This window comes from Comamonas antarctica (genome assembly GCF_013363755.1).
Classification (GTDB): Bacteria; Pseudomonadota; Gammaproteobacteria; order Burkholderiales; family Burkholderiaceae_C; genus Comamonas; species Comamonas antarctica.
In genome coordinates this window covers 4,097,997-4,110,918 of the sequence record NZ_CP054840.1, presented here as the reverse complement: position 1 = coordinate 4,110,918, position 12,922 = coordinate 4,097,997, and the positions used below count along the sequence as shown (strand labels likewise).

Sequence of the window (12,922 nt, the reverse complement as noted above, 5' to 3'; positions counted from 1 at the left end):
TGCGTTTTTCATTCCAACGGCCAGAGACTCACACCCTGGCGTTGACGCGTCGTATCAGGCCTGGGCCTTGGCGGCGCGCGCCTGGGACAGCTTGCCCAGGCCGACGACCAGCACGGCGCCGGCGGCGGCGGCGACATAGTGCAGCCAGGGATGGGCCATGGTGTAGCCATGCAGCAGGTTGTCGTTGACGACGGTTTCGCCGCCGACCCAGCCGATCAGCGCCGCACCCAGCGTGATGATGACGGGGAAGCGTTCCATCAGCTTGATCATCAGCGTCGAGCCGAAGATCACCAGCGGAATGCTGATTGCCAGGCCGAGGATCAGCAGGACCATGTTGCCCTGCGCCGTGGCGGCGACGGCAATCACGTTGTCCAGGCTCATCACCAGATCGGCAATCAGGATGGTGCGGATGGCCGCGAACATCGAGCCGTTGCCCTTGCCATGGCCCTCTTCCTCATCGCCGCCGGACAGCAGCTGGTAGCCGATCCACAGCAGCAGCACGCCGCCGATGATCTGCAGGAAGGACAGCTCGAGCAGCTTGGCGGCCACCACCGTGAGCACGATGCGCAGCACCACGGCCGCGCCGGAGCCGAACATGATGGCTTTCTTCTGCTGTTCAGGAGGCAGCGAACGGGCTGCGAGGGCGATGACGACGGCGTTGTCGCCAGAAAGAATGATGTTGATCCAGACGATCTTCACCAGGCCGATCCAAAAATCGGCGGTATTCAGAAACTCCATTGTTACTCCACTGTTATGAATGCGAAAACGCCGCATGCGCGGCGCTGTCTTTTTTGAGTGGTGGCAGTGTAGGCCTGAAATCCAAGCTTGCCTGTTCGTAATACTGCGTAACCACTAATTGCCAAGGGTCAGCGGCTCGAGTGCGCAGCCGGCTTCCAGCATGGCCTTGAAGCGGGTGGAAAAGCGCATCAGCGGCGCGCCATCGATGATGTCGTGGTCGGCGCCCAGGTTCAGCTGGATGAATTCGCGCTCCACGGGCTGGCCGTCTTCGAGCACCAGTCGGCGGCTGATCGCGCCGATCGACAGCGTCAGCGTCATTGGCGTGATCGGCAGGATCAGCGCCGCGCCCTGCGCATGCATGCCCATCGAGGTGATGCCCACCGTGCCGACCAGGTCCTTGAACATGGCCGGGTCGCGCCGGATGAAGAACCAGACGATGCGCCGCAGCGGCCGCGGCAGTTCGAAAAAGAACTTCTCGATGGCCGGCATCGGCCCGCCCTGCCCCAGCGGCGCCTGCTTTGCCGCCTGCAGCTCGGCATGGATCGCGGCCGCGGGCTTGCGCTGCGCGGCGCGCACGATGTAGTTCACCGGCATCGATGCGCCGCCGATGTCGCGCTCGACCATGAAGGCCAGGTCGATGTCTTCAAACAGCGTGAGCCGGCTCTTGCCATGCCGGTAGGCATGCATGGCGCGGTTCTCGTTGACCGCGCAGGCCAGCGAGCGCGCGATGTAGCTGGTCAGCGACACGCGCCCGGCATGCGCCGCCAGGTGCCGGCGCATGGGCGCGACCTCGGCTTCGAACAGCAGGTTGATGGTGTTCTTGCGCCGGCCCTCGGCCATCACATCGAGGATGAAATTGCGCAGCCGCGGATACGGCTGCTGCGTGCTGGGCGGCCGCGGCTGGCGCAGCAGCGCCAGCAGCTGCGCGGCGACCTCCAGCACGCCTCTTGCCATGCGCGCTCAGAGACGGCGGGATTCTTCGACCAGCGCGTCGACGGTGGCGCGGATCTGCGCCTCGCTGTGTTCGCAGGACACGAAGAAACGCAGCCGCGCCGATTTCTCGGGCACCGCGGGGTAGAGGATGGGCTGGACGTTGATGCCGCGCTCGAACAGCGCCGCCGACAGGCGCGCGGCCTTGACCGAGCTGCCGATGATGGCGGGAATGACCGCCAGGCCGGTGCTGGTGCCGGTGTCGATGCCGCCGGCGCGCGCCTGCTCCAGGAAGAACTGGCCGCGCTGCTGCAATGCGCTCACGCGCTCGGGTTGCGCGAACATCAGCTGCAATGCGGCCAGCGAGGCCGCGGCCACGGGCGGCGGCATGCCAACGCTGTAGAGAAAGCCCGGCGCGAGGAACTTCAGGTGCTCGATCAGCGCGGTTTCGCCGGCAATGTAGCCGCCGCAGCCCGCCAGCGCCTTGCTCAACGTGCCCATCCAGATATCGACGTCGCCCCCGGACAGGCCGAAGTGCTCGCGTATGCCCAGGCCGGTCTTGCCCATGACGCCGAACGAGTGCGCCTCGTCGACCATCAGGAACACCTTGTGCCGGCGCTTGATCTCGACGAAGCGCGGCAGGTCGGGGTAGTCGCCGTCCATGCTGTAGATGCCTTCGAGCACCACCAGCACGCGCTCGAACTGGCCGCGCTGCTCGGTCAGGATCGCGTCGAGCGCGGCCCAGTCGTTGTGCGGAAACGGCAGGCGGCGCGCGCCCGACAGCAGGATGCCCTGCACCACGCTGTTGTGGATCAGCTCGTCATGCAGCACCAGGTCCTTGGGACCGAACAGGTGGCCGATGGTGGTGACGTTGGCCGCGTGCCCGCTGACCATGGCAATGGCGTCATCGACACCGTAGGCCTTGGCGATGGCCTGCTCGAGCTGGCGGTGGATGGGACGCTCGCCCGACACCAGCCGGCTGGCCGACACCGACGTGCCGTACTGGTCGATGGCGGCCTTGGCCGCGCCCGCCACTTCGGCGTTGCCCGACATGCCCAGGTAGTTGTAGCTCGAATAGTTGACGTATTCGCGGCCCGCGATCTGCGTCACCGCACCGGCCGTGCCGTCATGCAGCTTGAAGAACGGGCTGCCGATGCCCAGCCGTGCGGCGCCGTCGTTGATGATGCGGATCTGCTGGTAGCCGGGATGCAGGCGGAAGCTGTAATGCTGCTCGGCCACCTGCACCTCGCCAGCCGCTGCCGGCGCGGGCGCGGCCACCTGGCTGCCCTGCTCGGCATGGCGCAGCCGGCGCTCGAGCGCCTGCTGGATCAGCTTGTCCTTGATCTGGGCGGTCAGGCCCGGGAGTCCCTTGCGTGTCATTAGTGGATCATCCTTGCGGCCGTGCCTTGAGATTCAATGTCCTGCGCCAGGCTGGCAACGGACTCCGCCGAGACGTCGGAGCCATGCTGCGCCATCAATTGCCTGGTCTGCGCCAGCACCTGGCTTTCGGCCGGCGCGGCGCCTGCCTCGTCGCTGCCCTTGAGCTGCAGGCCGATGCGTTCGGCCAGCTTGGTGATGGTCGGGCTCTGGCTCAGTGCCATGACCGACAGCTGAATGCCGAAACGGCCTTCCAGCGCCACCACCAGCTCGACGCCCATCAGCGAGTCCAGGCCCATGTCGTAGATCGAGCGATTCGGGTCGATCTTGTCGGGCGACACGCGCAGGATCTCGCCGACCTCGGCCTTGATCATGTCGGTCAGCGTGGTCTGCAACTCGGCATCGGAGAGTTCGGCCAGCACGCGCTGGATGTCGCCCGAATCCTCCTCGTCGCCGTCGTTGTCCATCGCATCGCGCGCCAGTTCGCTGAACTTGGGGCTGCCGGCGCTGGGCAGGAAACGCGCGAGCGCCTTCCAGTCCAGTTCCATGATGCCCAGGCCCGACTGGCCGGTGGTCAGCAGGCTTTCCAGCGCGTCGAGCGCGATGGTCGAGTTCAGCGCCGAGCCGCCCATGCGGCCCTGCAGCGCGTCCTTGATCTTCTCGTTGCGCGCGAGGAAACCGACGTCGTCGATCGCGCCCCAGCGCACGCAGGTCGCGGCCAGGCTGTTGGCGCGGCGGTACTTGGCCAGTGCTTCGAGGCAGGCATTGGCCGCCACGTAATTGCCCTGGCCCGGGTTGCCGAACAGCGTGGTGGCCGAGGAGAACATCACGAAGAAGTCCAGCGCCGTCTCCAGCGTCAGCTCGTGCAGGTGCTGCGCGCCCATGGCCTTGGGAGCCAGCACGCTGCGGATCTGCGCGGCATCCATGTTGCGGATCAGACCGTCGTTGATGACCGTCGCCGCATGCACGATGCCCTTCAGCGGCGGCATGGTCTTGGCGGTTTCGGCCAGCAGCGCCGCGAGCGCCTGGCGGTCGGTGATGTCGCAGGCCGCGGCATGCACCGTGACGCCTTGCTGCTCCAGGCGTGCAATCGCCTGCTTCGCGGCGTCGGCGCTCGGGCCGCTGCGGCTGATCAGCAGCAGGTGGCGCGCACCCTTGCTGGCGAGCCATTCGGCCGTGCGCAGGCCGAAGCCGCCCAGGCCGCCGGTCACCAGGTAGCTGCCGTCGGCCGCGATTTCCAGTGGCTTGGCGGCCGTGGGCGCGGGCGTGTGGATCTGGCCGATGGCGTTGTTGTAGGTGACGACGATCTTGCCGATCTGGCGCGCCTGCTGCATGTAGCGGAACGCCTCGACGATGTCGTTGGCGTCGAACACATGGTAGGGCAGCGGGTGCAGCACGCCTTCGGTGAACAACGTCATCATTTCCGCGAACAGGCTGCGCGTGAGCTCGGGGCGCGACTGCATCAGCTGGTCGGCATCGATGCCGAAGTAGCTGATGTTGTTGCGGAACGGGCGCAGGCCGATCTTGGTGTTCTCGTAGAAGTCGCGCTTGCCCAGTTCGAGGAAGCGGCCGAAGGGCTTGAGCACGCGGAAGTTGCGGTTGATGGCCTCGCCCGCGAGCGAGTTCAGCACCACGTCCACGCCCTTGCCGCCGGTCGCGGCCAGGATGTCGTCGGCAAACGCCAGGCTGCGCGAGTCGTAGATGTGGTCGATGCCCTGCTGGCGCAGGAAGTCGCGCTTCTCGTCCGAGCCGGCCGTGACGTAGATCTCGGCGCCTATCCACTTGGCCAGCTGGATCGCGGCAATGCCCACGCCGCCGGCCGCGCCGTGGATCAGCACCTTCTCGCCGGGCTGCAGGCGCGCGAGGTGGTGCAGCGCGTAGTAGACGGTGAAGAAGGTGCTGGGAATCGTGGCCGCGGCCTCGAGCGAGATTTCGGGCGGGATCAGCGAGATCGCGCTGGCCTGGGTGACCACGCGGTTGCCGAAGCTCGACGGGCCGAAGCCCACGACCAGGTCGCCGGGCGCATAGCCGCAGTCCGGGTCGGCCACGGCAGTCACCACGCCCGAGAACTCCAGGCCCAGGGTCGGGCCCGCGAAACCGTTCTCGATGGCTTCGTCGGACAGCAGGCCCAGCGCATACATCACGTCGCGGAAGTTGAGGCCCGTGGCGCGCACGTCGACCTCGATCTCGCCCTGGCCCAGCACGGCGCGCGGGTGCGCTTCCCAGCGCAGGTTGCGCAGCTGGCCCGGGTACTGGAAGGCCAGGCGGATGGTCGGCGAATCGATCTCCTGGCGCACCTGCGGGCGCTCCTCGAGGCGCAGGCGCGGCACATAGCGCGCACCGGCGCGCGTCAGAATCACTTCCTGCTCGGCGTCGGGCTGCTCGAGCTCCTGGGCCAGCGCGGCGACGACGCTGTCCAGCGCCTGGGTGCTCTCGATGTCGACCAGGCGCACGGCGCAGTCCGAGGCTTCGTTGATCAGCGTGCGGCCGAAGCCCCACAGCGCCGCATCCTGCACCGGCGTGGCCGTGGCATGGGGCAGCATGTCGCTGGCGCCCGCCTGGGTCACGAGCCAGCAGGTGGTGTTGGTCGACGTGGCCTCGCAGGCCTGGACGATGGCCGCAGCCAGCGCGCAGCGCGCGACCTGCTGCTCCAGCACCGCCTCGGCTTCGGTCGCCGGGCTGGCAATGCCGGCCAGGTGCACGATGCCGTCCAGCTTGCCGTAGCTGGCGGTGGTGGTGCGCAGCAGGGTTTCAATGGCCGCGGTGTCGCCCGGGCCGGCCTGCACGACCATGTCGCCGCGCGCCTGCAGCTGCTTGACCAGCTGGTCGGACAATTGCGCCGAAACGCCCTTCTCATCGGCCAGCAGGATCCAGCTGCGCGGCGCGCGCTTGGTGCTTGCTGCCGGCTGCTGCGCGGGCTTGGCTTGCTGCGCCAGCAGCAGATAGGGGCCGGACAAGGTGTCGGGCGACAGCTCGAACAGGTCGGTGCCGGCAAAGCCCAGCTGCTGGAGCTGCTGCTGCCAGAACTGCAGCGTGCGCTGGCTGGACATCCAGCTGCCGTTTTCCAGCAGCGACCAGTGCTGGCGCTGCGCGCCGAACACGAAGTCGACCCAGCGCGCGCCATGCTGGCCGGCAACGATCAGCGAGCCGCCGGGCGCCAGGCACGAACGCGCATATTCCAGCGCGGCCACGGCCTCGGCCACGGTGCCGAAGTCCAGCGTGACGATGGCCAGCTGGCAGCCGGACACGGGCGCCGCGCCCGCCGCGCCGCCGATCAGGCGCGCATCGATGTGCGGGAACTGCTCCTGCAGCCGCGCGACTTCCTCGAGCGTGGCCGAGGAGGTCGTGGCAAACGCATAGTCGGCGCGGTCTGCATCGAGGCCCAGGCAGGCATCCAGCGCAAACGAGGGCGCGCCTTCGCTGACTTCGACGATGCGCAGGCGCTGGCCTTCGGGCAGCTCGCGCAGGCCCTGCGCAATCAGCTCCTGCAGCGTGTGGCCGATGCGCTGCTTGCTGCGCGCGCCCAGTGCCTGGCGCAGCAGCGTGACCAGCGAGGTCTCGCGCGGGCAGACCTTGTCCAGCGTCACGCTGCCGTCGAGCAGCTCGGACAGGTGCATGCCGATGCGGCCGACCGAATGCACGATCTGGAAGTAGTCGGGATAGTCCGCAACGAGGCTGTTCCAGATGTCTTCGGCCGAAGCCTGGTCCTCATCGCCCGGCACCAGCTCCCAGCCGGCGTCGGTCTGCACCACGGCCTGGTCGTCGCCGGCCAGCAGCAGCAGATGCGCGAGGAACGGCGCGATCTCGGGATGGGCGGATTGCAGCGCCAGCACTTGCTGCTGCGGCAGCGTGCGGCCGTCGGCCGACAGGCGCTGCAGGGCCTCGCGGGTATAGCGGCTGCACAAGCTGTCGAGCAGAGGGTCGACCTCCTCGCAATAGCGGCGCAGCGAGCCGGTGAGCGCCGAGCGCCGGGCCAGTTCGGCCAGCGCGGCATGCACGCTTTCAAATGCAATGGCCGGGGCCGCGGCGGCGGCCAGCGGGTGCGGCTGCGGAATGCCGTGGTAGTCGAGGAAGCGCAGCCGGTCGGCCGCGTTCTTGCTCAGACGGATGCTGCGAAAGCGCGCTTCCTTGACGGTGGCGATCGGCACGCCTTCGGTGTCGAACACGGTGAATTCGGCGCTCAGCGAATGCGCCGTGCGGCGCAGCAGCGTGACGCGCGCGAAGCCCGGCTGGGCCTGGCTGGCGCGGAAGCTGATGCGGCCCATCTTGGTGGGGATGAAGGTCACGCCCTCATGCACGCCCATGTCGTCCTTGAGCAGCTGGATGATCAGCTGGAAGGTGCAGTCCAGCACAGCGGGATGCAGATGGGTCTGCGCCAGTTCGGCCTCGATGCTTTGCGGCATCTTCAGCACCGCCAGGGCCGAGCCGCCATCGACCCAGCCGAAGTCGATGCACTGGAACGCCGGGCCATAGCCCAGGCCCGCGGCTTCGGTCAGCGCCGCGTGGCTGGCGCCGCTGAAGTCGGGCTGGCGCGTGGGCAGCACCGGCGCATCCTGGCGCAGCAGGCCGTCGCGGGGTTCGCGCAGGATGCGGCCGACGGTGTGCAGCGTCCATGGGTCGGTGCTGCCGACCTCGCGGCCCTTCACCGTCAGGCTGCCGTCCTGGGGATCGATGGCCACGCGCACGATCTTGGCGCTGCTCTCGCTCAGCAGCAGCGGCGCGCGGATCTCGAGCTCTTCGACCTCGGCCAGCGTGCCCGGCTGCCACAGCAGCGCCGCGGCCAGCGCAAGTTCGCCAAAGCCGGTGCCGGGGAAGATGATGGTGTCGCCCACCACGTGGTCGGCCAGCATCGGGATGCGCCGGGTGTCGAGCTGGTTCTCCCAGGTCAGCACCTGCTGCTGCAGCGCGTAGCCCAGCAGCGGATGGACCTTGTGCCGGTCGAGCAATCCCAGCGACTGCGCCGTGACCGGATGCCAGTGGCGCTCGCGCTGCCACGGGTAGTACGGCAGCTGCACGAAGTTGCCGACGGTGGGGAACAGCTGCTGCCAGTCGATGTCGACGCCGCTGATCAGTGCCTGGGCGCTTGCGCCCCAGACGCGCTGGGCGGAATCGTCGCCGCGCGCCAGCGTGGCAATGACCCGGCCCTCGGCCGACTGGTCCTTGAGGCAGTCGTTGATGTAGCTGCGCAGCACGGCATGCGGGCCGACCTCGATGAACACGTTCGCACCGGTGGCGAGAATCTGCTGCATGGCCTGCTCGAACAGCACCGGCTGGCGGATGTTGTGCCACCAGTACTCGGCATCGAGCGCCGTGCCGTCGAGCAGCGCGCCGCTCACGGTGGAGTAGAACGGCACGCGCGTGGCGCCGGGCTTCAAGCCCGCCAGCGTGGCACGCACTCCGGCTTCGATCTCGTCCATTGCCGGACTGTGGAAGGCGTAGTCCAGCGCCAGCCGGCGGTTGAACACGCCGCGCTGGGTCAGCACCGCTTCGAGCTGGGTCAGCAAGGCCGGGTCGCCGGCAACGGTCACGCCGCGCGAGCTGTTCATGCCGGCAATGACCACGCCCGGCGCCAGCGCCAGTTCTGCCAGCACGGCCTCGGCGGCCGCATGGCCCAGGCCCACGGCGGTCATCTCGCCCTTGCCCTTGGTCGTGCCCTGCAGGCGGCTGCGCTGGAAGATCACTTCGACCGCGTCTTCCAGGCTCAATGCGCCCGAAGCCCAGGCCGCAGCGACCTCGCCCACGCTGTGGCCGGCCACGGCCACGGGTGCCACACCGCGGTGGCGCAACATCTGCGTCACGCCGACCTGCAGCGCAAACAGCGCCGGCTGCGCGACTTCGGTGAATTCATAGCGGCCGTCGCCATTGCGGCCCGCGAGTTCGGCTTCCAGCGAGTCGGGCGAATGGCGGCGGAAGATTGCATCGACCTGCTGAATTGCCGCCTTGAATACGGGCGACTCCTCGAGCAGGCGCTTGCCCATTCCGGCCCACTGCGAGCCATTGCCCGAGTAGATGAACACCGGACCCTGGGCCTTGGCCAGCGCCGTGCCCGATTCCACCTGCGTGGAGGTCGATGCATCGTCGGCGAAGTCGCGCAGCGCCTGTGCCACGGCAACGGCGCTCGCGCCTTCGACCACGGCGCAGTGATCATGGCGCTCGCGGCGGAAAGCCGCGTTGTATGCAATGTCGTAGAGCGCCGTTGCCGGTTGTTCCTGCACGAAGTCGGCAAATTCGCGTGCCGCAGCCTTCAGCGCCGCCGTGTCCTTGCCCGACACGATGAACGGCGCCGGCGCGCCGACCGGAATCTCGTGCGCCGGCACGGGTGCCGGTTCATGGCTTTCCAGAATGACGTGGGCATTGGCGCCGCCAAAGCCAAACGAGTTGATGCCGACAATCAGCTTGCCCGTGGGCTTGAGCGCGCGCGCTTCGGTGGCAACCTCGATGTTCCAGTCGTCGAACTCGATCTTAGGGTTCAGCGTCTTGATGCCGATCGTGGCCGGTACCACGCGATGCTGGATGCAATGCAGGGCCTTGACCAGCCCCGCAATGCCCGAAGCGGCCTCCAGGTGGCCCATGTTGCTCTTGACCGAGCCGATCAGCAGCGGCTTGTCCTTGGGACGGCGCTTGCCCAGCGCATCGCCAATGGCGCGCGCCTCGATCGGATCGCCCACCGCCGTGCCGGTGCCGTGCGCCTCGACATAGTCGATTTCCGCCGGGTCGATGCCGGCCTGGCTGTAGGCCCGCTGCAGCAACGCCGACTGCACCTTGGGGCTGGGCACCGTAAGGCCGGTCTTGCGGCCGTCGGTATTGACCGCGGTGTTGGCGACGACGGCCAGGATCTGGTCGCCATCGGCCACCGCCTGGTCATAGTCCTTGAGCACGAACATGCCGCCGCCTTCGGAGCGTACGTAGCCGTCGCCCGCGGCATCGAACACGTTGCAGCGGCCGCGCTTGGACAGCATCGTGGCCTTGGAGAAGGTGATGAAGCCGTAGGGATGCAGATGCAGGCTGACCCCGCCGGCCAGCGCCTGGGTGGTTTCACCCGTCACGATGGAACGGCAGGCCTGGTGGAAGGCCACCATCGACGAGGAACAGGCGGTGTCGATGGCCATGCTCGGGCCCTGCAGGTCGAGCACATAGGAAATGCGGTTGGCGGCAATGCTCGCGGTATTGCCCGTGGCCACCGAGGAGTCGATGGCGGACAGGTCTTCCGACAGGCGGTAGGCATAGTCGGCGCTGGCAATGCCGATGAACACGCCGCACTGGCTGCCGCGCAGCGTCGACGGCTTGATGCCCGCGTTTTCAAGCGCTTCCCAGCTCATTTCGAGCAGCAGGCGCTGCTGCGGGTCCATCAGCGCGGCTTCGCGCGGCGAGATGCCGAAGAAACCGGCATCGAACAGGGAAACATCACCGACCGAACCGGCGGCAAACGTGTAGCTGCTGCCGGGATGGTTCTTGTCGGGGTGAAGAAAACCGTCCTTGGCCCATCGCGAGGATTCGACCTCGGTCACCAGATCACGCCCGTCGAGCAGGTCTGTCCAGTATTGGTCGGTATTGGTACTGGGGAATCTAAAGGATAGACCTATGATTGCGACGCGCTTTTTCATTATTTCCTATCGGCCCAGTGGTATAGACTGGCACTTGAATTCATCGATTTCTGCTGCCGGCAGATCTGCCCGTTGCGTGGGGAATTTTAGGGTATGTTGTCAACGACCCGCATGCCCGCGCGGCCTTGCGTCAAGCCATGGCGCAGGCAGATCCCGCGACCCGCTTGGCGCAGGCAGGGGCTGGCGGGAGGGGCACAGAGCCATCCTGACCGCCGTGCGGCTGAATCGGCGCATGATACGGGAACCCCGCGCCGCGAACGTAGGCCACGCGCGCCTTTTGCCTTCGGTAACACCCACCTTCTCGAAAACTTCGCTAATTGCTCTGTCCGAGCTTACATACAGCAGTGTTTTCGCGGCGGAGCTCCCCGCTCAAATCGTTGTCTCCACAGGCTTGATGCCGGGCTGTGCCACCGGAAGTTCCAACCCGCAGACCCGGTTGCGGCCCGTTCTCTTGGCACGGTAGAGCTGGGCATCCGCCTGCAGGAACAGGCTTTCGGTGGTGGCAGACGCATCGGCCTGCGCAATGCCGATGCTGGCAGTGAGCCACAGCGCAGTGGGTGAATGCGCATGGATGATCTGCAAGCCTTCGAGCTGCGCCAGCAGATGTTGCATGCGCTGGCGCAGCGCCTGCGCATCGTCGGCATAGCTCAGCAGGCCGAATTCCTCGCCGCCCAGGCGGATGGCCAGGTCCATGGGCCGCGCGGCGTAATGCCCGAGCACCAGGGCGACCTGCTGCAGCGCCCGGTCGCCGGCCTTGTGCCCATAGTGGTCGTTATAGAGCTTGAAGTGGTCGAGATCCAGGATGGCGAGCATCAGCGTCGCGCCTTCGCGCTGCGCCTGCGCCAGACAGATCTCGAAATGCCGCTGGAAGCTGCGCCGGTTGGCCAGTCCCGTGAGTGGATCATGCGCGGCCTCCCAATCCAGCAGCCGGTGCCGCAGGAACTGCGCGCGTGCATCGCGTTCGCGCAGGTAGGCGGCAAACGCCATCATGCCCATGCAGACCATCAGCAGGCTGGCGGTCGCGCGAAAGGACACCCATTGTGCGGACGGCAGCCACTGCCAGGCAACGGTCCAGTAGGCCGCAATCAACACCATGCTGACCGGCAGCGTCTGGCGCAGTGTCATGCCGCAGGGAAGCAGTACCGTCATCAGGATCAGGATGGACAGGGCCATGGCGTCGCCCTTGCCGGTCAGCAAATAGAAGTAGCCGGTCACATAGCCACAGATGCCATAGGCGGCAATCGTGGCCAGGCCGGCCGCGGGCAGCCAATGGTCGGGCAAGCGCCGCGCGGCCAGCATCAGTCCCCCCAGCATCAGCAGGCTCACGAGGCGCGCCGGCACGATGGTCAAAAGATAGTGGCTCTCAACAGCCGTGCCCTGGAAATACTCCCGGTAGCGCAGTACGTCCCAGCCCACCACACCCAGCCACAACACCAGGCCCACCACGATGCAGGCCAGGAAGTTATCGGATTGGGTCTGCCGCAGGAATTGCCGGAACTGCTGCTCCACATCCGGCGCAAAACGCAGCCAGCGGCTGCGGACCTGCAGTTCGCGCCGACAGGCTCGCTCAGCGTTGTGCGTCGCAGGTGGAGTCGGGGGCAGGGCAGGCATGTGAAGGGCCTTGTTGACGCTTTTACCGGTTGCATTGCAGATACAAGACGTTGCGCCAGCCTATCGATGGCGCAGCGCAGGCCAGGACGATGGAAACGGGAATCCAACGGTTAATTTGTCATAGAAACGCCTTGCGCTAACACTTTGTTGCAATGCGCCGACAGCTTTGGGAATGCTGCCCTAAGGGCCATTGGCGAAGATATGAAAAATTACAAAGCGCTTTGACAGGGGTTCACGCGACGAAAGAACGGTTCGAGCCATCGTTTTCATCATTTTCGGGTGTTTACCCTTAACTCGCATGTACCTATTGCTATTAATTGGATAGCAAGAGCAGCGATTTTTTAGGAAAACAGGCGCCCCACTGATATGGGAAACAGCGCAATCGCCGTTTTTTTGCTTGTTTTTTAAGCAATCATGTCCAGTCGCCCCCATGACGCTGACAGGACCTTGCGCCAATGCGCAGCGCCTCAAGTCGCACGCATTGCTATGCACAGGCTGGCCCTGCCGGGCGCCTTGCCTGCTGTGGATAAGACAGCAGAGCCATCATCTGCACGGCGTGCCGATTCCAACGGCGATTCTGGACAATCTGTGTACAGGTGATCCATGCGACTGTCGTCAAACGGTTTTTTCCATGAATACACCGCAGATCCATAGGCCTGCCC

5 protein-coding genes are annotated in these 12,922 nt (G+C 66.4%); all 5 read right to left on the bottom strand.

The window, feature by feature from the left end; genetic code table 11:
* Positions 1-54: 54 nt before the first annotated feature.
* The 5 genes from HUK68_RS19090 to HUK68_RS19070 all read right to left on the bottom strand — a co-directional run bounded on the left by HUK68_RS19090 (position 55) and on the right by HUK68_RS19070 (position 12,260).
* Positions 55-738 carry a TerC family protein gene (locus HUK68_RS19090; RefSeq protein WP_175505632.1) on the bottom strand — a complete coding sequence of 228 codons (684 nt, stop codon included), beginning with the start codon at positions 736-738 and terminating at the stop codon, positions 55-57.
* A gap of 114 nt (positions 739-852) precedes the next feature.
* Complete coding sequence (locus HUK68_RS19085; protein ID WP_175505631.1) at positions 853-1,692, bottom strand: 2-oxo acid dehydrogenase subunit E2; 840 nt, start codon at positions 1,690-1,692, stop codon at positions 853-855.
* Positions 1,693-1,698: 6 nt separating this feature from the next.
* Entirely contained in the window at positions 1,699-3,048 is a 1,350-nt protein-coding gene (locus tag HUK68_RS19080) for an aminotransferase class I/II-fold pyridoxal phosphate-dependent enzyme (RefSeq protein ID WP_175505630.1), read from the bottom strand.
* A complete protein-coding gene (locus HUK68_RS19075) occupies positions 3,048-10,649 on the bottom strand; it encodes a type I polyketide synthase (protein ID WP_175505629.1) in 7,602 nt (2,533 codons plus the stop codon). The genes HUK68_RS19080 and HUK68_RS19075 overlap by 1 nt, the downstream gene beginning before the upstream one ends.
* 369 nt (positions 10,650-11,018) lie before the next feature.
* On the bottom strand, positions 11,019-12,260 hold the full coding sequence (locus HUK68_RS19070) for a GGDEF domain-containing protein (protein ID WP_175505628.1): 1,242 nt from the start codon (positions 12,258-12,260) through the stop codon (positions 11,019-11,021).
* Positions 12,261-12,922: the final 662 nt, after the last annotated feature.